General features: G+C 73.6%; 27 protein-coding genes and 1 tRNA gene. 2 read left to right on the plus strand and 26 right to left on the minus strand.

What is annotated here, in order from left to right; genetic code table 11:
• The first annotated feature begins 45 nt into the window (after positions 1–45).
• Complete coding sequence (locus K6U79_00210) at positions 46–552, plus strand: ribonuclease HI (GenBank protein ID MCL6520787.1); 507 nt, start codon at positions 46–48, stop codon at positions 550–552.
• An 81-nt stretch (positions 553–633) separates the two neighbouring features.
• On the opposite strand, the gene K6U79_00215 is transcribed toward K6U79_00210, so the two are convergent.
• The 5 genes from K6U79_00215 to K6U79_00235 form a co-directional block, all read right to left on the minus strand.
• Positions 634–1,812 carry an ABC transporter permease gene (locus tag K6U79_00215; protein MCL6520788.1) on the minus strand — a complete coding sequence of 393 codons (1,179 nt, stop codon included), beginning with the start codon at positions 1,810–1,812 and terminating at the stop codon, positions 634–636.
• The gene (locus tag K6U79_00220; protein MCL6520789.1) at positions 1,809–2,528 is read right to left on the minus strand and encodes an ABC transporter ATP-binding protein; all 720 of its coding nucleotides are present in this window, start codon (positions 2,526–2,528) and stop codon (positions 1,809–1,811) included. The genes K6U79_00215 and K6U79_00220 overlap by 4 nt, the downstream gene beginning before the upstream one ends.
• Positions 2,525–4,345 carry an HlyD family efflux transporter periplasmic adaptor subunit gene (locus tag K6U79_00225; GenBank protein MCL6520790.1) on the minus strand — a complete coding sequence of 607 codons (1,821 nt, stop codon included), beginning with the start codon at positions 4,343–4,345 and terminating at the stop codon, positions 2,525–2,527. The genes K6U79_00220 and K6U79_00225 overlap by 4 nt, the downstream gene beginning before the upstream one ends.
• A 193-nt stretch (positions 4,346–4,538) precedes the next feature.
• The gene (gene aroQ, locus K6U79_00230) at positions 4,539–4,985 is read right to left on the minus strand and encodes a type II 3-dehydroquinate dehydratase (GenBank protein ID MCL6520791.1); all 447 of its coding nucleotides are present in this window, start codon (positions 4,983–4,985) and stop codon (positions 4,539–4,541) included.
• 105 nt (positions 4,986–5,090) lie between these two features.
• The gene (locus K6U79_00235; protein MCL6520792.1) at positions 5,091–6,155 is read right to left on the minus strand and encodes an MFS transporter; all 1,065 of its coding nucleotides are present in this window, start codon (positions 6,153–6,155) and stop codon (positions 5,091–5,093) included.
• A gap of 117 nt (positions 6,156–6,272) precedes the next feature.
• Between K6U79_00235 and K6U79_00240 the strand changes: the two genes are divergently transcribed.
• Positions 6,273–6,479, plus strand: coding sequence for a superinfection immunity protein (locus tag K6U79_00240; GenBank protein ID MCL6520793.1), 207 nt, complete (start codon positions 6,273–6,275; stop codon positions 6,477–6,479).
• Between the two features lie 382 nt (positions 6,480–6,861).
• Here the strand turns inward: K6U79_00240 and K6U79_00245 are convergent.
• From K6U79_00245 to K6U79_00345, 21 genes are all read right to left on the minus strand, one after another.
• Positions 6,862–6,937: transfer RNA gene (locus tag K6U79_00245), tRNA-Ala, on the minus strand.
• Positions 6,938–7,048: 111 nt separating this feature from the next.
• Complete coding sequence (rsfS, locus tag K6U79_00250; protein MCL6520794.1) at positions 7,049–7,390, minus strand: ribosome silencing factor; 342 nt, start codon at positions 7,388–7,390, stop codon at positions 7,049–7,051.
• A 42-nt stretch (positions 7,391–7,432) separates the two neighbouring features.
• Positions 7,433–8,020 carry a bis(5'-nucleosyl)-tetraphosphatase (symmetrical) YqeK gene (gene yqeK, locus K6U79_00255; GenBank protein MCL6520795.1) on the minus strand — a complete coding sequence of 196 codons (588 nt, stop codon included), beginning with the start codon at positions 8,018–8,020 and terminating at the stop codon, positions 7,433–7,435.
• Position 8,021: 1 nt separating this feature from the next.
• A complete protein-coding gene (nadD, locus tag K6U79_00260) occupies positions 8,022–8,660 on the minus strand; it encodes a nicotinate-nucleotide adenylyltransferase (GenBank protein ID MCL6520796.1) in 639 nt (212 codons plus the stop codon).
• Positions 8,661–8,700: 40 nt separating this feature from the next.
• Entirely contained in the window at positions 8,701–10,020 is a 1,320-nt protein-coding gene (gene obgE / locus K6U79_00265) for a GTPase ObgE (GenBank protein ID MCL6520797.1), read from the minus strand.
• A 76-nt stretch (positions 10,021–10,096) separates the two neighbouring features.
• Positions 10,097–10,645 (minus strand): Spo0B domain-containing protein, encoded by a 549-nt coding sequence (locus K6U79_00270; GenBank protein ID MCL6520798.1) that lies wholly within the window; start codon positions 10,643–10,645, stop codon positions 10,097–10,099.
• Positions 10,646–10,727: 82 nt separating this feature from the next.
• Positions 10,728–11,381 (minus strand): 50S ribosomal protein L27, encoded by a 654-nt coding sequence (gene rpmA / locus K6U79_00275; protein MCL6520799.1) that lies wholly within the window; start codon positions 11,379–11,381, stop codon positions 10,728–10,730.
• A gap of 10 nt (positions 11,382–11,391) precedes the next feature.
• Entirely contained in the window at positions 11,392–11,715 is a 324-nt protein-coding gene (rplU, locus tag K6U79_00280; protein MCL6520800.1) for a 50S ribosomal protein L21, read from the minus strand.
• 161 nt (positions 11,716–11,876) lie between these two features.
• Complete coding sequence (locus K6U79_00285; protein MCL6520801.1) at positions 11,877–13,580, minus strand: Rne/Rng family ribonuclease; 1,704 nt, start codon at positions 13,578–13,580, stop codon at positions 11,877–11,879.
• Between the two features lie 146 nt (positions 13,581–13,726).
• Positions 13,727–14,605, minus strand: coding sequence for a site-2 protease family protein (locus K6U79_00290; protein MCL6520802.1), 879 nt, complete (start codon positions 14,603–14,605; stop codon positions 13,727–13,729).
• A 20-nt stretch (positions 14,606–14,625) separates the two neighbouring features.
• Complete coding sequence (locus K6U79_00295) at positions 14,626–15,330, minus strand: M23 family metallopeptidase (protein MCL6520803.1); 705 nt, start codon at positions 15,328–15,330, stop codon at positions 14,626–14,628.
• Between the two features lie 143 nt (positions 15,331–15,473).
• Complete coding sequence (gene rodA, locus K6U79_00300) at positions 15,474–16,616, minus strand: rod shape-determining protein RodA (protein MCL6520804.1); 1,143 nt, start codon at positions 16,614–16,616, stop codon at positions 15,474–15,476.
• A gap of 60 nt (positions 16,617–16,676) precedes the next feature.
• Positions 16,677–16,937, minus strand: coding sequence for a cell division topological specificity factor MinE (gene minE / locus K6U79_00305; protein MCL6520805.1), 261 nt, complete (start codon positions 16,935–16,937; stop codon positions 16,677–16,679).
• Positions 16,938–16,957: 20 nt separating this feature from the next.
• The gene (gene minD / locus K6U79_00310; protein ID MCL6520806.1) at positions 16,958–17,749 is read right to left on the minus strand and encodes a septum site-determining protein MinD; all 792 of its coding nucleotides are present in this window, start codon (positions 17,747–17,749) and stop codon (positions 16,958–16,960) included.
• A 54-nt stretch (positions 17,750–17,803) separates the two neighbouring features.
• On the minus strand, positions 17,804–18,538 hold the full coding sequence (gene minC, locus K6U79_00315) for a septum site-determining protein MinC (GenBank protein MCL6520807.1): 735 nt from the start codon (positions 18,536–18,538) through the stop codon (positions 17,804–17,806).
• Between the two features lie 126 nt (positions 18,539–18,664).
• Positions 18,665–20,761 (minus strand): hypothetical protein, encoded by a 2,097-nt coding sequence (locus K6U79_00320; GenBank protein MCL6520808.1) that lies wholly within the window; start codon positions 20,759–20,761, stop codon positions 18,665–18,667.
• 138 nt (positions 20,762–20,899) lie between these two features.
• Positions 20,900–21,427, minus strand: a complete 528-nt coding sequence (mreD, locus tag K6U79_00325; protein ID MCL6520809.1) for a rod shape-determining protein MreD — start codon at positions 21,425–21,427, stop codon at positions 20,900–20,902.
• On the minus strand, positions 21,414–22,247 hold the full coding sequence (gene mreC, locus K6U79_00330; GenBank protein MCL6520810.1) for a rod shape-determining protein MreC: 834 nt from the start codon (positions 22,245–22,247) through the stop codon (positions 21,414–21,416). Before mreC ends, mreD begins: the two co-directional genes overlap by 14 nt.
• A gap of 4 nt (positions 22,248–22,251) precedes the next feature.
• A complete protein-coding gene (locus tag K6U79_00335) occupies positions 22,252–23,274 on the minus strand; it encodes a rod shape-determining protein (protein ID MCL6520811.1) in 1,023 nt (340 codons plus the stop codon).
• Positions 23,275–23,324: 50 nt separating this feature from the next.
• Complete coding sequence (gene radC, locus K6U79_00340; protein MCL6520812.1) at positions 23,325–24,023, minus strand: DNA repair protein RadC; 699 nt, start codon at positions 24,021–24,023, stop codon at positions 23,325–23,327.
• Positions 24,020–24,955: a hypothetical protein gene (locus K6U79_00345; protein MCL6520813.1), complete on the minus strand. Its 936-nt coding sequence runs from the start codon at positions 24,953–24,955 to the stop codon at positions 24,020–24,022. Before K6U79_00345 ends, radC begins: the two co-directional genes overlap by 4 nt.
• Between the last annotated feature and the right edge of the window lie 82 nt (positions 24,956–25,037).

The raw sequence follows: 25,037 nt of genomic DNA on the forward strand, positions 1-25,037 counted from the left end.
CCCGCTCCGGAGTCAAGAGGGCCGGCGGGAGGCGAAGCGGCGAAAATGGAGGAATATGTGGTTTACACCGACGGCGCCTGCTCGAACAACCAGGCCCCCGGCGGCCAGCCCGGCGGCTGGGCGGCCGTCTTCCGGGACGGCACCTGCCTGAGCGGCGGCGACCCCGCCACCACCAACAACCGCATGGAGCTGACGGCGGTGATCGAGGCGCTGCGCCATACGCCGCCCGGCAGCTCCGTCGCCGTCTGGAGCGACTCGGCCTACGTGGTCAACGCCTTCCTGCAGGACTGGTTCTCGGGCTGGGAGCGCCGCGGCTGGCGGAACAGCCGCGGGCAGCCGGTGGAGAACCAGGACCTCTGGCGCGAGCTGCTGCGCCTAGTGCGCGAGCGGCGCGTCACCTGGCACAAGGTGAGCGGGCACAGCGGCGACCCGCTCAACGAGAAGGCGGACCGGCTGGCCGTGGCCGCCATCCCCCGGCCGGCTGCGAGGGCGGCCGCTCCGGGCGGAGGGCCGGCCGGAGCCGGCGGCACCGGGGCGGCGCGACCGGCCTGAACGCGCCCGCCCAGCCCGGCCTGGGCGGGCGCCCCGTCCGGCCGGCCGGGGCGACGAAGCCCCGGCCGGCATCGGGCCCCGTCATTCGTAGCGGAGCGCCTCCACCGGATCCAGCGCCGCCGCCCGCATGGCCGGGTAGACGCCGAAGAAGAGGCCGACGGCCGCCGAGAAGACGAAGGCGCCGACGATGGCACTCCAGGCGACCACCGGTGGGAAGTGCATCAGCCGGTCGATGACCAGCGAGCCGGCCACGCCCACGGCCATGCCGATGACGCCGCCCGCCAGGCTGAGGACGGCCGACTCGGTCAGGAACTGCACCAGGATGTTGCGGCGCGTCGCGCCCAGCGCCTTGCGGATGCCGATCTCGCGCGTCCGCTCGCTCACCGTCACCAGCATGATGTTCATGATGCCGATGCCGCCCACCACCAGCGAGATGGCCGCGATGGCCGCCAGCATCATGGTCAGCGTCTGCGTCGCCGTCCCCAGCGCGGAGAGCAGCTGCGTCTGGTTGAAGACGCGGACCGGGGGCTCGCTCTCGCCCGGCTGCCCGTGCTCCAGGTCCATCACGGTGGCGATGTGGTTGGCGGCCAGCTGGGCGTCCTGCGCGCTCCGCGCCTGGGCCATGATCTGGTTGACGCGGTTGGTGCCGGCGATCTGCTGGGCCAGGCTGAGCGGCAGAAAGACCACGTCGTCGTTGTTCTGGCCGAAGCTGGAACCGATGGGCGCCAGCTCGCCCACCACCGTCACCTCGGTGCCGTTCACCTCCAGGCTCTGGCCGATCACCGGCCCGCCCCCGAAAAGCTCCTGGGCCACCGTCTGGCCGATGACCGCCACGGGCAGGCGGTAGCTCTCGTCCAGCGGCTGGAGGAAGCGCCCCTGCGCCATCTTCAGGTCCCGGATGGTCGCGTACTGCGGCCAGGTCCCCTCCACCGTCGTCGAGTAGCTGGCCCGCCCCCTGGCGACGGTGCCGTTAGGCACGTTGAGCACCGGCACGGCGGCGGTGATGGTGGGCACCCGCTGCTCCAGCTCCTGCGCATCGGCGGCGGTCAGCTGCACGCCGCCCCCGCCCGTCACCGAGATCAGGTTGGAGCCCAGCCCCTCCAGCTGGGAGGTGACCGAGGAAGAGGCGCCCTGTCCCACCGAGACCAGCAGGATGACGGCCGTCACCCCGATGATGATGCCGAGCATGGTCAGGAAGGTGCGCAGCTTGTTCTCCCCGATGCGCAGCACGGCATCCCAGACGCCCTCGAGCCCGTTCACGCTCCGCCTCCCTCCCCCGTCCCGGCGCCGGCGGCCGCCGGCACGCGCTCGTCGGCCACCAGCCGCCCGTCCCGGATGCGCAGCTGGCGCCGGGCGCGCGCGGCCACGGCGGCGTCGTGGGTGACCAGGATGACGGTCATCCCCTCGCGGTTGAGCCGCTCGAAGAGCTCGAGCACCTCTGCCCCGGCGACGCTGTCCAGGTTGCCCGTCGGCTCGTCGGCCAGAACGATGGCGGGCTCGGTGACCAGCGCCCGGGCGATGGCGACCCGCTGCTCCTGCCCGCCGGAGAGCTCGGTGGGCCGATGGTCCATCCGCTCGGCCAGGCCCACCGCCGCCAGAGCCGCCTCCGCGCGCGCCCGCCGCTGGCGCGCCGGCACGCCGGCGTAAAGGAGCGGCAGCTCCACGTTCTGGCGGGCGGTGAGGCGGGGGAGCAGATTGAACTGCTGGAAGACGAAGCCGATGCGCCGGTTGCGGATGCGCGCCAACTCCTCGTCGCTCCGGTCATGGACGGGGGTGCCGTCCAGCCGATAGACGCCCGAGGTGGGCCGGTCGAGGGCGCCCAGGATGTGCATGAGCGTCGACTTGCCCGAGCCCGAGGGGCCGGTGAGCGCCACGAACTCGCCCTTCTCCACGGCGAAGGAGACGCCGCGCAGCGCGTGGACGTCCACACCGCCGCGGTGGTAGACCTTCCTCACGTCCTCGACCTCGATGATCACTGGCCGGCGCCTCCCGTGTTCCCACCGCCCCCGCCGGCTCCTCCGCCGAAGCCGCCGCCCTGGCCGCCGCGGGTGTTGGCCCGCGTACCTCCGCCCGCTCCGCCGCGGTCGAAGCCGCCGCCGAAGCCGCCAAAGGCGCGGCCGCCCGGCCCGGCGCCGAAGCCGAAGGGCCGGAAGCCCGCCTGCGGCGTCCCGCCGTTGGAGGAAGCCTGGCTGGTGGCCACGATCACCTGCTCGCCCTCGTTGAGGCCGGAGACGATCTCGGTCCAGGCTGGCGTCACCACGCCCAGCTGCACCACCCTGCGCACCGGCTGCCCGTTCTGCAGCACCTGCACCAGCCCGCGCCCGTTGGGCGTGGCGCTCAGCCCGCCGCTGGGCTGGACCACCGCCTCCGTGGGGACGCGGAGCACGTTCTGCCGCTGGGTGACCACGATCTGGGCGTGACCGGTCATCCCGGGCAGGAGCCCCTCGGGCTGCTGGACGGCGATCCAGACCGGGAAGGTGGCCACCCCGTTCTGCGAGGTCGCCTGCCCGGCGATCTCGGTGACCGTGCCCTGGAAGAACTTGCCCGGGAAGGCGTCGACGGTGACGGTCGCCGCCTGGCCCACGTGCACCTGGCCGATGTCCAGCTCGTTGACGCTGGCCTCCAGGTCCATGTCGCCCTGCGGTCGGATGGTGAGGAGCCCGCCCGAGCCCGCCTGGGCGGCGGCGGAGCCCGAGCCGCCCACGCCGCCGGCCCCGACGGTCTCCCCCACCTGCACGGCGACGTCGGTGACGACGCCGTCCACCGGCGCCACCACGTGCAGCTTCGCCTGCTGGTCCAGGTCCGCCTGGAGCTGCAACTGGTCCGTCTGCGCCTTGAGACGGGCCTGGCTCACCTGGGTGGCGTCGGCGGGGTTGGCCTCGAGCGAGAGGAGCCGCTGGCCGGCGTTCACCCACTGGTTGGCGCTGACCAGGACGGTCCCCACCGTCCAGGAGCTGCCCGTCTGCGGCGCCAGCACCTGGACCGGGTCGTTGTCGGCGAAGCTTCCCTGCTCCACCAGCGGCCCCTGGGCCGTCTGGATCGTCGCCTGGCCCGTCATCCCGGCCTGCAGCAAGCCCGGGTTGGTCAGGCGCAGCTTGACGGTGTAGAGGATGGTCTGCGAGCCGGGGGTCCCCGTCCGGTCCACGCTCACCACCGTGGCCGGGATCGGGTCGGGGGCGAAGTTGTCGGCCACCACCGTCGCCTTCTGGCCGGGCTGGATGCGCTCCATGTCCGGCTGGATCACCTGGCTCTCAAAGAGGATCGTCCGGTCGTCCACCAGGTTCGCCAGCACCGACTGGGGCTTCACCTGCTGGTTGGCCGAGACGTTGAGCGACTGGAGGCGCCCGGCCGCCGGCGCCGTCACCCAGATCTCGCCCGGCAGCGTGGCCGACATGGCCTGGCTCGGCGGCACGTTCAGCAGGTTTCCCAGCGAGACCAGGTCCTGCTGGACCTGGATCTGGTCCCTCTGGACGGCCATGTCCAGGTTCGAGTCGCTCAGGTCGACCAGCGGATCGCCCTTATGCACGGTCTGGCCGTTCTGGACGTGAACGGCGGTCACCACCATCTGCCCGCTCACCTGGGGCGGACTGACGGTGACCGCGTTCGGGCTGGCCAGCGTGCCGTCCGCCTGCACCGTCACCGTGATGTCGCCGCGGCTGGCCGGCACGGTGGTGTAGCGGATGTCCGACTGGGCGCTCAGAGTCCGGGCGCGGAGATACCACCCGGCTCCGCCCACCACCGCCAGCACGATCACCGCGGCCAGCGCCCACTTCCACCAGCTGCCCTTGCGCACGGAGCTCCCCCCACCCTGCCTCTGCGATTCCACATCAATCCAGCGGAATGATAGTCTCGCTCCCGGGATCCAACCTGAGAGGCGCATGAGAGAAGGCTATGAACCCGCCGAGATTTCCTATTAGTTCACATAACTGGAAGGAATGCGACGGAGCAGCCCCGGCGGCCCGCCGTCCCGGGGGCTGACGCGGATGTCAGCGGCGGCGCAGGTGGTCGACCAACGCCTCCAGTGCCAGCTCGTAGCCGAAGGCGCCGAAGCCGGCGACGGTCCCCAGCGCCACCGGCGCGATGACCGAGCGCCGCCGGAAAGGTTCGCGGGCGTGGATGTTCGAGAGGTGGACCTCCACCACGGGCAGCCCCACCGAGGTGATGGCGTCGCGCAGGGCCAGGCTGTAGTGCGTCAGGGCGCCGGGATTGAGCAGGATCCCCTGCTGCCGGTCGAGGGCGCGGTGGACGGCCTCAACCATCTCCCCCTCGCCGTTCCACTGCTCGAAGGCGAGCGTGCACTCCAGCTGCGCGGCTCGGCGCTCCAGACGCCGGCGGATGTCGTCCAGCGTCTCATGCCCGTAGACGGCGGGCTCCCTCCGCCCGAGCAGGTTCAGGTTGGGCCCGTTGAGGACCAGGATGCGCTCTCCCGCCACCTTGGCTCGCCTCCCCGCACCGCCGGCGCGGCCCGACGCGGCTCCTTCCGGCGGGAGGAAGCTACGCGGGAGAAGGCTCCTCCTCCTGCCTCCAGCCGCCTTCCCTCACGTCCCGGCGCCCGCCAGGTCGCCCAGCCAGCCGAGTGCGGCCGCGGCGGCGGCGGGGGCGTTGGCCAGCATGGAGGTGAGGGCGAAGACGCGCCCGATGTGGTGGGGATCGCTCGCTTCCTGCCGGAGGGTGTTGAAGAGGACGTTGAGCGAGGCGGTGGCGAACCGGCTGGCCAGGAGCGCCGCGCCCGCCAACCAGGGGGAGGGCGCCAGGCCGCAGAGGGCGACGCCGAGGCCGTAGAGCAGGATACCGGCGGGCATGAGGGTCGCCGGCCTGGGCTTCCGCGCCAGGAGCGGGAGGAGGAGGCCCGCCAGGGCGTTGCCCGCCGCCGCCGCGCCCATGACCAGGCCCGCGGCGCCCGCCCCCAGGCGCAGGTCGCGGGCCAGGTGGAAGAGGGCCAGCGGGCCGGCGGCGGCCCCGAAGAGGTTGCAGGCGGCCGTGACCAGCGTCGCCGTCCAGAGTAGCCGGCGCTTCCTCACGTAGGCCAGCTCCGCCAGGAGCCCACCCGTCTCCGACGGGGGGCGGGGCGCCCGCCGCGCGGGCCGGATGCCCTGGAAGAGCGCGGCCAGGAGGACGAAGGAGAGCGCGTCGGCCAGCAGCCCGGCCGAGCCGCCGAACCTTCGCGTGAGGAAGCCGCCCAGCACCGGCCCGGCCACGGAGCTGGCCGCGAAGACCAGGCTGAGCCGGGCGTTGGCGCGCGCCCGCTCGGCCGGCTCGACGAGATCGGGGACGAGCGCCTCGAGCGCCATCCACTGGGCGAAGGCGGAGAGACCGACGGCGAAGGCGAAGAAGAGGAGCAGCGGGAGGCCCGGCCACCTCCGCAGCAGGCCGGCCAGGAGCAGGAGCTCGGCGGCCGCCGCCAGCGCGGCCCGCCGGGCCGCGCGGTAGGGCCCGAAGCGGTCGAGCCAGCGGCCGACGCGCGGCCCGAGAAGGAGGTTGGGCGCGTACTGTACAAAGCGCAGGACGGTGAGGGCGGCGGCGCGCCCCGTCAGGACGTAGGCGAGCCAGGGCAGGACGAAGCTGCGGTTGCGCCAAAGGGTCGCCTGCCGCACGTCCGGCACCGCGCTCCTCCCCCGTTCGCCGGCCGCCGCCCGCTCCGCGGTCGTCCCCGCCTGCCGCCCGCGCGCCGGGGCGGGGGCGGGAGGCGGGATCCTCCGCCATGGAGGGGGGCTGGGGCCATGAGACTCGTGGTCGCTACCTTCTGGTTCCTGCTGGTCTTCGTCGCGGCGATCGCCCTCTACTTCGTCCCCGCCATCGTGGCCTACCGGCGGCGCGCGGAGCCGCGCCTCGCCATCCTCCTGCTCAATCTCTTCTTCGGGTGGACGCTTTTGATCTGGATCCTCCTGCTCATCTGGGCCTACGAGGCGAGGTCCTCGCCCGCGTGAGCGGGCCGGCAGGCGGCTGCGGAGCCGATCCCGGAGCGTGCCACCCCGGCCGGGCTTACAAGGCGATCTCGAAGCCCACTCCTTGGCGGACGGCGCGAAGGCAGGCGGCCTCGAGCAGCCGTACCTCCGTACTGGCGAGTCCATGGGAAAGGAAGATCGTCACGTCCTCGGGGCGGCGCTTCACCGCATCCGCCACGAGGCGGCTCAGACCGCGCGCTCGACGAGATCCGGACCGACTTCCTGCCGGCCGGCCCGCCCTCCCCTTCACCCGGGCGGAGCGGCCCCCGGGGCGCTTCGAGGCGTTTCCGGGAGCGTGCAGGAAACGCCGGTCGCCCGCTTCCCTTGCGGGGCGGGCGACTCCGGCTTCCATCCAAGCTCATTTTGGTGGAGGTAACGGGACTCGAACCCGTGGCCTCGTGAATGCCATTCACGCGCTCTCCCAGCTGAGCTATACCCCCACGGAATCCGCACCGGAAACCGTCCGAACGTCGACGTCCATCAGCTCCGGCAATCCCAGGAGTTTAGGCGGTCGACCCCCGTCTGTCAAGCCGCGACCGGCCTCGCGCCCTTCAGGGCGCGGCCGCCTCGACCCGCCGGGCGTCCCGCCAGAGGCGATCGAGGTCGTAGAACTCCCGCGCCTCCTCGGTGAAGAGGTGGACCACCACGTCGCCGTAGTCCAGGCAGATCCAGCGCCCCGCCTGATAGCCCTCGGGGCGGACCGGGCGCTCGGCGGGCAGCTCCTCCCGCAGGGCGTCCGCCTGGGCGCGCAACTGGATGGGGTTGCGGCCGCTGGCCAGGACGAAGTAGTCGGCCACCGCCTCCAGGCCCGTCAGGTCGAGGATGACGGTGTCGAAGGCGCGATGCTCCTCCAGGATGCGCACCGCCGCCCGCGCTCGCTCCAGGGCTTGCAACCGGCACTCCCACCTCGCTTCGCGCCGAGCTCCCGTCCGTGCTCAGTGTAGCACGGGCGCCTCCCTGCCCAGCCCCGCCTCCAGCTCCGCCAGCAGGCGGAGCGAGTCGCCCTCGATGAGCGCGCCCTGGCTCCGCAGGAAGCGGATCGAGGAGCGGAGCGCCGAGGCCATGGCTTCCTCCAGCGACTCGCAGGCCTGCCGCCGCAGCTCCTCCACGCCGGGATAGCTGCGCGTCGGCTCGATGCTGTCGGCCAGCCAGACGACGCGCGCCAAACGGGACATCCCCGGCCGGCCGACGGTGTGCAACTCGATCGCCTCCAGCACCGCCTCGTCCTCGAAGCCCATCTCCTCGCGCAGCAGCGCGGCGGCCACCGGCCCGTGGAGGAGCGCTGTCCGGTAGCCGCCCGCCCGCTCGGGCAGCCCGAAGCGGCGTGCCACGGCGGCCGTCTCCTCGTCCGTCAGCTCGCGCGCCCAGTCGTGCAAGAGGCCGGCCAGCCGCGCCCGCTCCGGGTCGACGCCCCAGCGGGCGGCCAGCAGCACCGCCGTGTCGGCCACACCCAGGCTGTGGTAGTAGCGGGGTGGCGAGACCCTGGCGCGCAGCCGCTCCGCCCACTCCAGCCACTCCGCCATGCTAGCGCTCCCCTTCCCCGGCTTCCGGCCGCGCCTCTCCCTCTCCCCCATCGTCCAGGTAGAGCCGGTTCTTCATGATGTACTGCTCCACCGGCTCGGGCAGGAGGTACTTGATGGGCGCCCCGCGGGCCACGCGCCGGCGGATCTCGGTGGAGGAGATGGCCAGCGCCGGGATCTCGATGCTGACGATGCGCTCCGCCGCCTCCGGCGGCAGCTTCGCCCGCACCTTCTCCAGGCCCGAGCGCGGGTAGCCCGGCCGCGTTGCGGCGACGAAGCAGGCCAGCCGGAGGAGCTCCTCCGGGTCCTTCCAGTCCAGGATCTCCAGCGTGGCGTCGGCCCCGGTGATGAAGTAGAGCTCGCCGTCCGGGCCCAGCTGGCGGCGGAAGGCGCGGAGCGTGTCGATGGTGTAGGAGGGGCCGGGCCGCTCCACCTCCAGGTCCGAGACATCGAAGGCCGGGTTGGACATGGTGGCCAGCACCGTCATCAGGAAGCGCTGCCTCCCCGGCGTCACCCGCCTCCCCCGCTTGTGCGGCGGGTGGCCGGCCGGCACGAAGACCACCCGCTCAAGGCCGAAGTGGTGGTAGCTCGACTGCGCCGCCACCAGATGTCCGTAGTGGATGGGGTCGAAGGTGCCGCCCATGATGCCCAGGCGCACGTGGCCACCTCCCGCGACGGGGATCTCAGGTGCGGGGCGCCGCCTCCTGTTCCAGCTCGAACTCCAGTTCGCCCACGCGCACCCGGGCGCCGGGCTCGGCACCCGCCTCGCGCAGCTTCCGCAGCACCCCCGCCCGCGCCAGCCGGCGCATCAGCCAGCGGACGGCCTCCGGGTTGCCCAGGTCGGTCATGGCCACCATCCGCTCCACGCCGCCGCCACGCACGACGAAGACGTCGCCCTCCCGCTCCACCGCCAGCGGCGGCCGCGGCCGCAGGCGGAAGACCGCCTCCTCCGGCGCGCCGGCGCCGCCCGGCGGCTCCCCCGCGCCGGCCGGCTCCTCCGGGAGCCGCCTGCGCAGCTCCAGGATCCGTCCGAGCAGCCGTTCGACCCCCTCGCCGGTGGCCGCCGAAAGCGGCCAGGCCTCCAGGCCCTCCGCCTCCACCGCGCGCCGGAACTCCTCCCAGCGGCGACGCGCCTCGGGCAGGTCCCACTTGTTGGCCGCCACCAGGGCCGGCCGCCGCACCAGTCCCGGGTCGTAGCTGGCCAGCTCCCGGCGCAGCACCCGCAGGTCGTCCAGCGGATCGCGCCCCTCGCTGCCGGCCAGGTCGACCACGTAGACCAGGATGCGGGTCCGCTCCACGTGCCGCAGGAACTCGTGGCCGAGGCCGGCACCCCGGTGCGCTCCCTCGATCAGGCCGGGGATGTCGGCGACGACGAAGCTCTCCTCGCCGCCCCGCAGGGCGACCACGCCCAGTTGCGGTTCCAGGGTGGTGAAGGGGTAGCCCGCGATCTTGGGGCGGGCCGCGCTGATGCGCGAGAGCAGCGTCGACTTGCCGGCGTTGGGCAGCCCGGTCAGGCCCACCTCGGCCACCAGGCGGAGCTCCAGCTCCAGCTCCCGGCTCTCCCCCGGCTCGCCCTTCTCGGCGAAGTGCGGCGCCTGGTAGGTGGGGCTCTTGAAGTGGACGTTGCCCCGCCCGCCGCGGCCGCCGCGCGCCACCATCACGCGCTGGCCCGGCCGCACCAGGTCGGCCAGCAGCTCGCCCGTGGCAGCGTCCCGGACCAGCGTCCCCACGGGTACGCGCACCACCACGTCCGCGCCGTCGGCGCCGCGCGCCCGGCTGTGGCCACCGGGGGCGCCCGGCTGCGCCACGAAGCGCCGGTGGAAGCGGAACTCGGCCAGCGTGGTCAGGCCGGGGACCGCCTCCACCAGCACGCTCCCGCCGCGCCCGCCGTCCCCGCCGTCCGGGCCGCCCCGCGGTACGTACTTCTCGCGCCGGAAGGTGGCCGCCCCGTCGCCACCCCTGCCGGCTTGCACGTGGATGCGCGCTTCGTCGACGAACGGCATCGCCTCGACCCGACCCTTCCAGCTCCCGGTTCGGCGCTCCCGGCCCGGTCAGAGCCTCTCCCGGCCCCCGCCCGCCCTACTCGGAGTGCGCGGAGGCCGGCGGGAGCTCGGCGGCGGCCGCCTCCCGGGCCTGGGGCCCGATCCAGCGCCAGACCCGGTGCGAGGCGGGCTCCCCATGCGGCCGCTCCCAGGCGGTCAGCTCCAGGCCCGAGACGCCGCCCTCGCGGAAGGGAACGATGGCCACCTCGCCCACCCCGGGCCGGCGCTCCAGCTCCTCGACGGCGCGGACCAGCTCCTGGCCCAACGAGGCGGGCGCCTCCGGAGGAAGCCAGCCCCTCGGCGCCGGCTCCACCCGCACCGAGGCGCCGCGCAGCTCGGCCTGGGCCCGCGCCACCAGGATGCCGCCCACCAGGTCCTCCGGCATCCCGCGCCGCCAGAGCCGGTCCCGCTCGGCGGCGTCATGCAGTTGGCGGATGTAGGCCAACGCCTTCTCGCCGTTGCCCATCTGGAGCCAACCTGCGATCACCTGAAGGTCGTTGAGGGTACGGTGACGGTCGGCCGAGTCGACGGCCAGGATGGCGCGGCTCTCCCACCGCGCGCCTTCGGGCACCGACTCCTGCGGCACCAAGCTCCCCCCCGCGCGTCGCCCGCGCCTCTGCGCGGACGGCGGTGCCCCTTGCGGGCACCGCCGTCCGCCCTCGCTCCGCCTAGGCGCTTGTCGGCCACGCCGGCAGCACGTGGACGGCCTTGCGGTTCTTGCCGCGGCGGGCGAAGCGGACGTAGCCGTCGCGGAGGGCGAAGAGGGTGTGATCCTTCCCCACGCCCACGCCCTCGCCCGGCAGGATCCGGGTCCCCCGCTGGCGGACCAGGATGTTGCCGGCGCGGACCTGCTGGCCGTCGAAGCGCTTCACCCCCAGGTACTGGGGATTGGAGTCGCGACCGTTGCGCGAGCTGCCCAGCCCCTTCTTGTGGGCGAAGAGCTGGAGATCCATCTGACGCACAGGCTCACCTCCCCGCTCCCGGCCGTCACCGGCCAGTACTTCCTCCTGCAGGCGGACAAAGGCACCCGCCTCGCGGGCCGTCGCCGCCAGGCCCAGCACCGCCGTGGCCAGGATGTCCTGGGCCCGCTCCACGTCGGCCTCCGGCAGCCCCCGCAAATCCAGGCAGAAGTCGCCGCTGGCGAGGCGCACGGCCGGACGCAGCCCCAGCCTCTCCTCCAGGCCGAGCAGGGCCGTCTGGGCGATGGCCGAGACGGCGGCGCAGACCACGTCGCGCCCCGCCTCCGCGTAGCCGGCGTGGCCCCGGATGGCCAGCCGGAGGATCCTCCCGCGGCCGTCGCGGCCGACCCGCGCCCGGATCACGGGGCCCGCCTCAGCCCTCGATCTTCTCGATGCGCACCCGGGTGAACGGCTGACGGTGCCCCGTCTTGCGCCGGTAGTTCACCTTGGGCTTGAACTTGAAGACGATGATCTTCGGCGCCTTCAGCTGGGCGACGATCCGGGCGCGCACCCGCGCCCCCTCCACGAGCGGCGTGCCCAGCCGGAGGTCGCCGCCCTCGCCCTCCGAGGGCGCCAGGGCCAGCACGCGGTCGAAGTCGACCTGCGCGCCGGCCTCGCCCTCCAGGCGGTCGACGTCCAGGAGGTCGCCCTCGCCTACGCGGTACTGCTTGCCCCCTGCTTCGATGATGGCGTACATCCGTCGCCCTCCTGCTCCGTTCCTCCCGCCGGCTCGCAAGCCATCGGGCCGGAATCCAGAAGAAAGCCAAGCGCACCGCCGGTGCGCACCGAACGAGTCTACCATCCGGTTTCGGCGGGTGTAAAGGCGCCCCTGCCCCGGAGGCCGCCTGCCGCAAGCGCTCAGCCCTGCACCGGCTCCAGCAGGCGCGCCTTGGCGTAGGTGCGGAAGGCGCGCGTCACCTCCACCCGGACCCGCCGGCCCACCAGCCCTCCGGCGCCGGCGATGTCCAGGACGTAGCCCTCCAGGCGCGCGATGCCGTCGGCCGGGTTGGAGGCATGGGGCTCCGCCACCTCCACCTCCAGACGCTGGCCGGCGTGGACGGGGAGCGCCTTGGCCTCCACTTCGGCCCGGTCGCCCAGCGCGCGCAGGTTCATCTCCTCCAGGTGGCACTCCTCGGAGCCGCGGATGAAGATGGTCCGCCGGGTCTCCCGCTCCAGCTCCTTGAGGTTGGCCCCGCCGGGGCCGATCAGGAGCGAGGCCACCGAGGGATGGGCCTCCAGCAGGATGGCCTCGGCGTCGGAGGTGCGCAGGATGCGCTTGATCTCGCGCCGGATCTTGCGCGAGGTGGCTTCCTCGGAGAGGACGCGGCCGCGGCCGGAGCAGTAGGGGCAGGGCCGCGTCATCGCCTCCAGCAGGTTGCGGCGGCTCTTCTTCCGCGTCATCTCCACCAGCCCCAGATCGGTCAGGCCCAGCACGCTGGACTTGGTCCGGTCCCGCTGGAGCGCCTCCTCCAGGGCGCGGAGGACGGCCTGGCGGTGCTCGCCCACCTCCATGTCGATGAAGTCGATGACGATGATGCCGCCGATGTCGCGCAGGCGCAGCTGGCGCGCGATCTCCCGCGCCGCCTCCAGGTTGGTGTGGTAGACGGTCTCCTGCAAGTCGTCAGAGCCCACGTAGCGCCCCGTGTTGACATCGATGGCCGTCAGCGCCTCGGTCTGGTCGATCACCAGGTAGCCGCCGCTTTTCAGCCAGACGCGGCGCGAGAGCGCCCGCTCCAGCTCCTGGTCGACGCCGTAGAGCTCGAAAAGCGGGTGGTCGGGGTCGTGGTAGAGCTCGACGCGGGGCTTGAGCGCCGGGGCGAAGACCTCCAGCAGCTCCAGGATGCGCTCGAACTCGCGGCGGTCGTCGACCAGGATGCGCGTCACGCTCTCGTCCAGCTCGTCGCGCAGGACGCGGTAGACCAGGCCGGCCTCCTTGTGCAGGAGCGTGCCGGGCTTCGCTTCCTTGGCCTTCTGGTAGAGGCGCTCCCAGAGGCGGATCAGATACTCCGCGTCGCGGCGAAGCTCGCCCTCCTCCTGCCCCTCGGCGGCCGTACGCACGATCAGGCCCAGGCCCGGCGCCTGGACGGACTGGGCGATGGCCCGCAGGCGCTCGCGCTCGGCCTCGTCGGCGATGCGCCGCGAGACGCCCACGTGCTCGCTGGCCGGCTGGAGGACCAGGAAGCGTCCCGGCAGCGTCAGCTTCCGGGTGACGCGCGCCCCCTTGGTGCCGACCGGCTCCTTCACCACCTGCACCAGCACCTCCTGGCCGGGGCGCAGGATCTCCTGGATGGAGCGCGCCTCCGGAGGCGGAAGCGGCTCCCCGTCCAGCGGGACGCCCGGATAGGCGTCGTCGACGAAAAGGAAGGCGTTCCGCTCCAGTCCGATGTGGACGAAGGCGGACTGCATGCCGGGGAGGACGTTCTCCACGCGGCCCTTGTAGATGTTGCCGACGATGCGCTGGTTGAGCGGGCGGTCGACCTCGTACTCCACCAGCTGGCGGTCCTCGAAGACGGCGAGCTGCGTCTCGTCGTGGTCGATGCTGACCAGGATCTGCTTCTCCATGCCCGAGCCTCCCGGAAAGCCGGCCGAAGCCGGTGCGGCGGTCAGGTCCGCGTGCGGACGAAAACGGGCTCTGCCCCGGGGGTCTTCCGCCCCCGGTTGAGCATACCCGTTCCCTCGCCCGCCCAGGAGTGGAGGCGGCCGCGAGGTCAGGAGCCCGGACCGGCGTCGAGGAGCCTCTCGATGGGGACGGCGCCGCCCAGGCGGAGGAGGCCGTCCAGAAGCCGGGCCTGGTCGACTGTGCCCGCCACCCGGCCCTGGGCGTCGATCACCCAGAAGACGTGGTAGACGTCGCCCGCCAGGCTGCGCGCGGCGGCCAGCAGGGCGGTGCCGCCCGGGACGGCCAGGGCGCGCACCGGAAGCGGCGCGGGCGGCGCTCCCTGCAGGCGGAGGCGGAGGAGCTCGCGCGCGGAGCGGAAGGCTTCCTCTGGAAGGGGGCGGCGCGCGCTCCACATCAGGAACCCCCCCAGCACGGGCAGGTTGGGTACCAGAATGCCGGCCAGCGCCAGCGCCACGCCACCGGCGAAGAGAAGGGCGCCCAGGCGGGCGCCCCAGCGCCGCAGCAGGCGGACCGCCGCCGCCTCGCCCAGGCGCGGCGCCAGCAGCAGTTGGGCCAGGCGGCCGCCGTCCAGCGGCAGGACCGGGAGCAGGTTGAAGAGCGCCAGCGAGAGGTTGCCCTCCAGGAAGAAGTCGAGCAGCGGGCCGCCCGCCCAGCCGCCCTGCCGCAGCGCCACCCCCAGGGCGAGGAGGAGCAGGTTGTCCAGCGGTCCGGCCAGCGCCAGCAGCGCGCGCAGCGCGGCCGGCGCCGTCTCCAGCCCCTCCAGGCGGGCGACGCCGCCGAAGGGCAACAGCTCCACCTCCCGCACGCGCAGGCCGGTCGCCTGGGCGAGCGCCAGGTGGGCCAGCTCGTGGCTGAGTAGAAGCGCCAGCACCACGGCCACCGCCAGCCCCTGGCCGCCCAGCACGGCCGCCGCCAGCAGGACCAGAAAGGCCGGGTGGATGCGGAGGGCGACCCCGCCGACGCGCACCGACGCCGCGCCCCCGCCGTTCAGCCGCGCCCGCTCACCCGCAGCAGCACCAGGGGGTCGACCGGCTGGCCCTCCCGTTCCACCTCCAGGTAGAGGTTGGAGCCTCGCTCGCCGCTGGCTTTCCCCGCGGTGGCGATCACCTGGCCCGCCCGCACCTGCTGCCCGGGGCGGACGCGGACCGATCCCAGGCGCGCGTAGAGGAGCGTCCAGCCGCCCGGGCTGGCGACGCGCACGCTGGCGCCCAGAGCCCCCTGGCGCTCCACCTGGACCACCCGCCCGTCGGCCGCGGCCCGCACCGGCGCCCCGGCCGGCAGGCGCCAGTCGACGCCGGGTACGAAGTGGACCACTTGGCCCGCCCGCCGCCAGCCGAAGCTTCCCACCAGCTGCGCCCGGTCGCCGCCGGGGGAGGTCATGGCCAGGAAGGGGAGGCCGGCCGGGCGGTCCGCCGTCGCCGCGGGGGCACCCTGCGCGGCGGCGGAACCGGCGCTGCCGCTCTCCGCCGGCCGGCTCTCCCCGCCCCCGCCGGCTCCGCCAGCCAGCGCGGCGACGCGCTCCAGCGCCGCCCGCAGCCGTGCCACGTCCAGCTGGTCGACGGGCGCCAGCTGGCGCACGCGTGCGGCCGCCTGGCGCGCCAGCTGCGACGGAAGGTGCGCTGCCGCCGCGAAGAGGAGGAGGAGCAGGAGGGCGCCGGCCAGCTGCTGCAGGAAGGGTCCTCGCCGCCGCACGCCGCCTCGCCGGGCACGGCGCGCTCCGCCGGCGAGCGCGCCGCCGGCGCGACGCATCCGGGACAGCCGGAGCATGGGCACCGCCTCCGGGAGCATGCCTATGCCGCCCCCTGGCCGGCCCATGACAGGCTCCCGGCGCGGGATCAGAAGGCCAGCTTCTTGCGGTGGACGGCGACGGACTCGAGAAGGCCGACGGAGGCCAGGTTGACCACCAGCGAGCTGCCGCCCACGCTGACCATGGGCAGGGGGATGCCGGTCACCGGCATGATGCCGGTCACCATCCCCACGTTGACCACGACCTGGACGGCGATCATGGCCGTGATGCCGGCGGCCATCACCTGGTAGAAGGGCTCCTGGGCCTCGGCCGAGATCTTCCAGCCGCGCCAGAGGAGCAGCGCGTAGAGCGCCAGGAGCGAGAGGCCGCCCACCAGCCCCAGCTGGCTGGCGACGACCGTGAAGATGAAGTCCGTGTGGCTCTCGGGCACGTAGAGCGCGCTGGTCGGCGTGAAGAGGCCGTAGCCGAAGAGGGAGCCGGAACCCACGGCCATCTGCGACTGCAGGATCTGGTAGCCTCCGGTGGCCGCGTAGGCCACCGGATTGAGAAAGACGATCAGCCGCTCCAGCTGGTACTGCTTGAGGGGAAAGTCGAGGTGGGCGCGCAGCTGGAGGGCGATCACCCCGGCGGCCGCCAGCAGCCCGCCCAGCGCCCCGCCCCCCACCAGCCAACCGGAGAAGCCGGCCGTGTAGAGGGCCGCCAGCCCGATGGCGACGAAGACCAGGGAGGTCCCCAGGTCCGGCTGGGCCAGGATGAGGAGGATGGGCACGGCCAGGGCCAGGGCCGGCCCGCCGATCTCCCGCCAGGGGCGGACGCGCGGCCCCCTCTCCACCGTCTCCGAGCGGTTCTCGCTGAGCAGCGCGGCCAGCGTCAGGATGACCAGGAGCTTGGAGAGCTCCGCCGGCTGGAAGCTGAGGGGCCCCAACCCGATCCAGCGCTCGGCACCCCTGGCGGAGACGCCGACCAGCTTGACGGCCACCAGGAGGAGCAGGTTGAGGGCGTAGAGCGGCCGCCACCAGAGGGCGAGCCGCCGGGGATCGAGGGCGACCAGCGCGGCCCCCGCGAGAAGGCCGACGAAGGCGAAGACCGCCTGGCGCTCGGCCTGACCCCAGGTGGAGGCCTTGCCCGGCACGGCACCCGTGGCCGAGGCGACGACCAGCAGGCCGAGGCCGCTGATGGTCAGCGCCGCCCCCAGGAGCAGCCAGTCGAAGCGCTTCAGGTCGAGCTCCAGCGTCCGCCCCCCCGAGCCGTCATTATAGCCCGGGAGTCGCGGCGGACGCGGCGCCCGCCCTCAGCGGCGACCGCCGCGATGGACGGAGCGGACCGGGACGCTGGCCACCAGGGAGACGCCGCCGGTGCGCGAGGCGAAGGTGACCTCAAGCCCGCGCTCGTCCACGTCCAGGTAGCGGGAGAGCGTCCGCACCAGCTCTTCTTTGATGTCGTCCATCATGCCCGGCGAGAGGCTGGCTCGGTCCTGGGCGAGCACCGCCTGGAGCCGCTGGCGGGCCATCTCCTTGCTCCGCCCGGGCGAGCGGCGAAAGAAGTCGAACACGGCCGTCCCCCCCCCCTCGCCTAGCGCGCGCCGAAGATGCGGCGCAGCCGGCCGAAGAGCCCGTCGGGCTCCAGCGGGGTGAAGGGCACATCCTCGCCGTCGACCCGGCGGGCGATCTGGACGTACGCCTCCCCCGCCCGCGAGCGCGGGTTGGTCACCGCCGGCTCGCCGCGGTTGGTGGAGACCACGATCCACTCGTCGTCGGGCACTACCCCGATCAGGTCGACGGCCAGGATCTCCACCACCTCGTCGATGGCCATCATGTCGCCGCGCGAGACCATCTGAGGCCGGACCCGGTTGACGATCAGCTGGGGACGCCCCAGCTCCTCGGCCTCCAGCAGGCCGATGATGCGGTCGGCGTCGCGGACCGCGGAGACCTCGGGCGTGGTCACCACCAGCGCGCGGTGCGCGCCGGCGATGGCGTTGCGAAAACCCTGCTCGATCCCCGCCGGCGAGTCCACCAGCACGTAGTCGAACTCCCCGGCCAGCTCGCGCGTCAGCTCGCGCATCTGCTCCGGGCTGACCGCGGTCTTGTCCTTGGTCTGGGCGGCCGGCAGCAGGTAGAGCCCCTCGAAGCGCTTGTCCTTGATGAGCGCCTGTCTCGTCTTGCAGTAGCCCTCGACCACGTCCACCAGGTCGTAGACGATGCGGTTCTCCAGCCCCATCACCACGTCCAGGTTGCGCAGGCCGATGTCGGCGTCGACCAGGACGACGCTCTTGCCCATCCGCGCCAGCGCCGTGCCGAGGTTGGCAGTGGTGGTGGTCTTGCCCACGCCTCCCTTGCCGGACGTGATCACCAGGACCTGTCCCACGGCGGTCTCCTCCTCGTGGCCCGCGGCGCCCTTGCGCGCTCGCCCTGCGGCTGGCTATTCGTGGAGATTCCGGGGATTTCCTGTCCAGAGCGCCTCCGGGCTGAGCGGCTCGATGACGATCCGCCCCTCGCGGACCCGCGCCACCTCGGGCGTGGCAGGAAGCTCGTCGCCCCCGTCGGGTGCGCGCCCGATGACGGAACCGATGCGCAGCTGCACCGCGCGCAGGCGGAAGGCGGCGATGCGCGCGCTCTCGTCGCCGCGCGCGCCGGCGTGCGCCACGCCGCGCAGCACGCCCATGACGATGACGTCGCCGGTGGCCACCACCTCGGCGCCCGCGTGGACGTCGCCCAGGACGATGACATCGCCCTGGCGGTGGACGGCCTGGCCGGAACGGAGCGTCCGCTTGATCACCGTCGCCGGCCGCTCCGCCCGCTCCGCCCCCCCTGCCGGCAGGGCCACCGCGGCCGCCGGCGCGCCCTGCGGGGCTGCCGGCGGCTCCTCCGCCCGGCGGTCCAGCTGGAATTCTCGCCCCGCCGCCCCGTTGACGATCTGCAGGAAGTGAACCCCCCAGCGCAGGCGGAAGAGCTCCTCCAGTTCGGCGATCTGCCGGCCGTCGAGGCTGCGCCGGCCGACGTCCAGCGTGACGCCGCTGCCCCGGAGGACCAGCCCCGAGCGTTCGATCCGCTCTACCAGTCGGCGCCGGAGGTCGGCCAGGTCCTCCTCCTCGTCCAGCCGGATCCAGACGCCCGCCCGCGTCGAGCGGACCGAGATGCCGCGACTGGCCGCCATGGGCCGACCCCACCCCCGGGACCAGCTTCTGCGCCGCGGGGCGGGCTCCTGCACCTCCTGCGCGCCGCCTGTCGCGCCGCCTGTCGCAACGCGTCGAGCGCCGCCCTGCCCCCCCCCCCGCCCGGGCTAGGGTCCGGCGCCCCCGGCGGGGTTTCCCGGCGGCGTGCCCCCGGGCGGCTCCGGGCCAGCTTGCGACGGGCTGCTCGTGGCCGGCTGCGTCCCGGTTTCCCCCGACGCCAGCGCACCGTGCGAAGGTTGCGCGCCGGCGGCGGCCGCGGAGGGGGCCATCGCGGGCCGGGCGGCGGCCCCCGCCTGGTCCTGCGCCTGCAGGGCGGCCGCCTTGTCCATCCCGAAGTAGGCCTCGAAGATCTGCTCGGCCACGGGGGCGGCGGCGACGGCGCCGCCATTCCCGTGCTCCACCCAGACGGCGACGGCGATCTCCGGCTTGTCGTAGGGGGCGAAGCCGATGTACCAGCCGTCGGGCACGCCCCGTGCCACCTGGGCGGTCCCCGTCTTGCCGGCCACTTCGATGCGGCGGCCGATGGTCGCCAGCGATTTCTGCGGGAAGCCCCCGAAGGTACTGTAGGCCAGGCCCACCGGGCTCGTGCCGTGGAATCCGGGATTGTAGCTGTTGACCGCCAACATGCCTTCCCGGATCACCTGGAAGTCGGCCGCCGGCGCCGCCACCCGGCCCAGCACCTCGGGCTGCGCCTTCTTCACCAGGCGGCCGTCGGGCGTTCGGATCTCGCTGACCACGTACGGTCGGTAGCGTGTGCCGCCATTGGCGATGATCGCCGCCATCTGCGCCATCTCCAGGGTGGTGAACTGGCTCACCCCCTGCCCGATGGCGGCGTTGAGCACCTGCCCCTGCGTCCAGATCTCGCCCGGGTGGGCCTGGGCGAAGGTGGAGGGGGTGGTCATGGTCCCCTGCGCCGTATCCAGCTCGCGCAGTCCGCTGGGCACGCCCATGCCGAACTGGTAGGCCATGTTGGCCAGGTCCTGCCAGCGCAGGTGTTCGGCCAGCGTCCAAAAGAAGACGTTGTCGGAGCGGGCCAGCGCCTGGACCATGTTCATCCAGCCGCCGGCGGCCGGGTAGCTCCAGTTCTTGCCAAAGAAGCTCCCGTACCGGAGGTAGCCGGGGTCGTAGACCCAGGTGTCGGCGCTGGCCACACCGCTGGCCAGGGCGGCCATCCCCGTCACCGGCTTGAAGGTGGAGCCGGGCGAGCGCGGCGTCAGGCGTGCGTGGTCGGTCAGGATCTGGCCGGTCTTGTCATTCAGCCACTGCTCGATCTGCTGCGCCTCGGGCGAGCGGCCGGGGTCGGCCATCTTGGAGGCGACCCGCGCCCAGACGTTGGGGTCGAAGGTGGGGTAGGAAGCCATGGCCAGGACGGCGCCGGTGCGGACATCCAGCACCACAGCCGCCGCCCGCTGCGGGTAGCAGTCGCTGCGGATGCCGTCGCAGCCCGAGGGGGGAGGCGCCTGGTTGAGCTTCTGTACTTCCTCCGCCAGGGCGCGCTGCGCCACCTCCTGGACATGGGCGTCCAGCGTCAGCACCAACGTGTCGCCCTGGACGGGCGGCGTCGAGCTGAAGACCTGGATGGGCCGGCCGGCCGCGTCCACCTCCACCAGGTCGATCCCCGGCTTCCCCTCCAGGTAGGCGTTCATGCTCCGCTCCAGGCCCGCCCCGCCCACGAGGCGGGGAGCCTCGCGCGGATCCTGGTTGGGGTCCTGTCGAACGTAGCCCAGCACGTTGGCGGCCAGCGTCCCGCCCACCAGCGGGTCGTCAGGAGCACCGGGATAGACCCTCACCGGCTCGATGTCCACCTGCACGCCCGGCAGCTGGTCCTGGTACTCGCGCAGGAGCGTCCACTCGCGGGCGGTGAGGCCCAGCTTCAGCCGGATCGGCTGGTACGGGATGCCCCGGGCCGAGCGCTGCTGCTGGATCGCTTTCTCGATGGCCGCCGGGTCCAGCTGGAGGATGGAGGCGAGGAGCCGGACGCTGGCCTCGCTGGGCGGCTTCTGCGTGTAGGCCAGGAGGGCCGCCCAGACTCCCCGCGAGGTGGCCAGGACGGTGCCGTTGCGGTCGAGGATCTCCCCCCGCGGCGCCGGGGTCTGTACCTCGCGGAAGACCTGGCCCTCGGACATGGTGCGCCAGCGCTCCGCCTCGACGCCCTGCATCCAGGCCAAGCGCCCCGCCAGGACGAGCAGGCCCAAGAGCGTCACCAGCCAGAGCGCCCGCGCCCTGCGGCTCTGCTCCTGTTCTCTCCGCTCCCTGGGATCCGTCCTCTTCGCCCCCCGGCCGCCCCCGGACGGGCCTCCCCGGCCACCCGCCCGCGGCCGGCCTCTGCTTCCCATCTTCGCTCAGAAGCCGGGTGGAACCGAGAACTGGCCGGCATGCCCCGGGCGCGCCGGGCGCCCCGACCGGGGCCAGAGGACGTGGATCGCGCTGCCCACCAGCGTCTCGTAGACCGCGGCGTGCAGTCCCAGCGGCAGCAGCGCCCAGGGGTCGCCGGGCAGGTGCGCCAGCCAGCCGACGGCCAGGCCCACGCTGACGGTCTGGGCGAAGGCCAGAGGCGGCAGGACGGCGGCGGGGCCGAGCAGGTTCTCCTCGTAGAAATTGCGTGCGAAGCGGCCTCCGGCCCAGCCGGCCAGCCCCTTCCAGAGCGCCGGCAGGCCCACCAGCCGCCCGACCGCCAGGTCGGCCACGAGGCCCGCAGCCAGCCCCCAGGCGGCGCCGCGCCACGGGCCCTGTCGGAGGCCGACCAGCGCCGCGGCCACCAGCAGGAAGTCCGGCCGGACCCCGGCCACCTCCAGCCGCCAGGCCAGGCTCCAGTCGAGGACGATGGCGACGGCCACGGCGGTCAGCGCCTCGGCGTCAGCGCGGCGCACGGATGACCAGGACCTCCTCCAGGCGGTTGAGGTCGGCGGCGCTGCTCAGGTCGGCCAGCCGCGCCAGCCCGTCGGAGGCCGTGTGGACGGCGGTGACGGTGCCGACGGGAATGCCCGGCGGGTAGCGGCCGCTGAGCGGCGAGGTGAGGATCACGTCGCCCTTGCGGACGTCCGCCCCCGCCGAGAAGAAGCGCATCACCAGCCGGCCGTCGCCCGCCGCCTGGACCACGCCCTGGGCGCGCGAGTCGGCTCGTTCCACCACGGCGCCGACGGCGCTGCTGGAGTCGGTGACGAGCAGCACCGTGGCGCTGTTCCTGGATACGCGGATCACCCGTCCCACCAGACCGCCGCTGTCGACCACCGCGTCGCCCACGCCGACGCCCTGCGAGCTGCCTGCGCTGATCTGGACGGTGTCGAACCAGGCGTCGGGATTGCGGCCGATGACCAGGGCGCCCACGGTCTGGAGCGGGTACTGGAGGCTGAGCGTTTCGCGCATGGCCAGCAGCTGGCGCAGCCGCTCGTTCTCCTGGCGGACCTCCTCGAGCTGCCGGCCCAGAAAGAGCTGCTGCTTCAGCTGCTGGCGGAGCTGCCGGTTCTCGGCATAGGCGCCCGCCAGGCTATGCGCGAAATTCCAGGCGCCCACCACCTGGTCGGCCACCCAGCTGACGCCGTACTCGAACGGGTAGAGCAGCTCGTCCAGCGTCGCCTGGGGCCAGACGGGCAGGCTGCCCGGGCGGACGGTGAAGGCGGCCGCCGCCAGGCAGCCGGCGACGACCAGGAGGACGGCCGCCCTGCGCAGCGGGCGCCGCCAGCGGCTCACCCCGTCATCCCGCCCGGTTGTACCGGATCAACATCCGCTCGTACTGGCTCCAGTTCTCCACCATCACGCCCGTCCCCCGCACCACGCAGAGAAGCGGCTCCTCCGCCAGGATGACGGGCATGGAGGTCTCCTCGGCCACCTTCCTCTCCATCCCCCTCAGGAGAGCCCCTCCCCCGCTGAGCAGGATGCCGCGGTCCATGATGTCGGCGGCCAGCTCGGGCGGGGTCGTCTCCAGCGTCGTCTTGATCGCCTCGACGATCTCGTTGACGGGCCCGGAGAGCGCCTCGCGCACCTCGGCCGAGGTGAGGCGGAGATTCTTGGGCAGGCCGGTGACCAGATCCCGCCCGCGCACCTCGATGGAGGCGTCGTCGTCCACCGGGAAGGCGGAGCCGATGGCGATCTTCACCTCCTCGGCCGTCCGCTCCCCGATGAGGAGGTTGTAGTTCCTCTTGACGTAGGCCGCGATGGCCTCGTCCATCTCGTCCCCGCCGACGCGGATGGTCCGGTGCGTGACGATGCCGCCCAGGGAGATGATGGCGACGTTGGTGGTGCCGCCGCCGATGTCCACGATCATGTTCCCGGTCGGCTCCTCGACGGGCAGCCCCGCCCCGATGGCGGCGGCCATCGGCTGCTCGATCAGCTCCGCCTGGCGGACTCCCGCCTGTTCGGCCGCCTCGCGCACCGCCCGCTTCTCCACCTCGGTGACGCCCGACGGTACGCCGATCAGCACGCGCGGACGCTGCCTCAGGAAGCCACCCCCGCGGCTGGCCACCTCGATGAAGTGGCGGAGCATGCTCTGGGTGATGTCGAAATCGGCGATGACACCGTCGCGCATGGGCCGGATGGCCAGGATGTTGCCGGGCGTCCGGCCGATCATGGCCTTGGCGGCGTTGCCGACGGCCACCGGCGTCTTCCGCGCCGCGTCGACGGCGACCACGGAGGGCTCCTGCAGGACGATGCCGCGCCCGTGGACGTAGACCAGCGTGTTGGCCGTGCCGAGATCGATGCCCATGTCCCGGCTGAACAGGCTGAAAAGACCGTTGAACAAGAAATGGCTCCTCCTCCGGCGCCCGTCGGTCAGAATGCGACTCCGCGCTCCCTCAAGCTGACGTAACCATTATGTCCGATGATGATGTGGTCCAGTACGTCAATCCCTAGCAACCGGCCCGCCTCCACCAGCCGGGCGGTGACCGCCAGGTCGTCCGGGCTGGGTTCGGGATCGCCGGAGGGATGGTTGTGCGCCAGGACGATGGCCGCCGCCCCGCGCCGGACCGGCTCCCGGAAGACCTCGCGCGGCGCCGCGGGCGAGGAGTCCAGGTCGCCCAGGGAGACCCGTTCGAGACCGATGACGCGGTGCCGGGTGTTGAGCAGGACGGTGCGGAACTCCTCCTGCGGCAGGGCCGCCATGCGCCCGCGCAGGAAGCGGGCCACGTCCCGGGGAGAGCGGATCCGCTCGCCCAGGGCCCTCCCCTCGCCCGCGCGCCTCCCCAGCTCCAGCGCCGCCCGCACCGTCACGGCCTTGGTCGGACCGATGCCCGGCACCCGGCAGAGCTCCTCCACGCTGGCCTCCGCCAGCCAGGCCAGGGGCGGCCGTTCGCCGGCCATGGCCAGAAGCCTCCGGGCCAGTTCCAGCGCCGACTCCCTCCCGCTGGCGTTGCCGGTGCGGAAGAGGATGGCCAGGAGCTCGGCGTCGGTGAGAGCCGCCGGGCCTTCGGCCAGGAGACGCTCCCGCGGCCGCTCGCCGGGGGGCAGCGCGCGCAGGGGCAGGCCGCTCACGAGGCCCCGCCCGCCGCGCCCAGGCTACCATACCAGCCCTGGAACCCGACCACCAACTGGATGAATGTGGACATGGCCTCCACCACCGTCTGCCGGTCGGGCGAGCCCGCCGCCCAGCTCGCCACCGCCTCCCGGTTGGTCGCGGCCAGCTGGAGGAGCGGACCGAGCCCCTCCATGCCCGCCGGCGAGGGCGTGACCGAGGTGGCCGACCGCCAGGCCTGCTGCGCCGCCGCCAGCTCCCGGCCCAGCTGGTCGCTCCGCTGGACGGCCTCCTGGGCGCTGGCCGAGGTGCCGAGGAAGTCCTCCTCCCAGAGGCGGGCCTCGTCCCACAGGTACTGGGTGAGCGTCTCCACGGCCTGGCGCGCCGCCTCCGCGCCCGCACCGCCGGCCAGGCGGAGCGGGGCCGGGCGCAGCACCTCGGCCGTCACCGAGGGCCGAAGCCCCGCCGGCAGGCCGGCCGCGTAGGTCTCGGCGCCGCGGCGGCTCTCGAAGTACATGAGGACCACGCGGCCGCCCGGCAGCGGCTCCGCGGCGAAGCCGGCCGCGTTCAGCCCCGCCGCCTCGCGCGTGGCCGCCGCCGTGTCGGCGAAGCCCGTCAGCTCCAGGCGGTAAAGGGTGAGGGTGGTGCCGGGGATCTCCACCGGCTCTGGCGCCGGTGCGGGGGCCGGAGCGGGCGCGGGCGCGGTCGCCGCCTTCCCTCCGCTCCCGGAGGCGCCGGCTGCCGTCGGCCCTGCCGGCACGCGCGGCGGCTCCAGGCCCAGCGCCGCACGCAGGAAGGTGCTGCCCAGAAAGTAGCCCGCGCCGGCCGCCAGGGCCGCCAGCAGGAGGATCGCCGCCGCCAGCGCCCAGCCCCGGCGCAGGCGACGGCTCCCGCCCTCGCGCGGGCGGCCGGCGGGCGCCCGTGAAGCGTTGGCCGTCCGTCTGCGGCTCATGCGCCACCTCCGGAGTCCGCTTGGTTGGTAAAGTCTACCATGGCGGTGAGCCCGTCGTCACCCCTCGCGGCCCCGCTCTCCC

This window comes from Bacillota bacterium (genome assembly GCA_023511835.1).
In the GTDB taxonomy this organism is placed as follows: domain Bacteria; phylum Bacillota; class Sulfobacillia; order JAIMAT01; family JAIMAT01; genus JAIMAT01.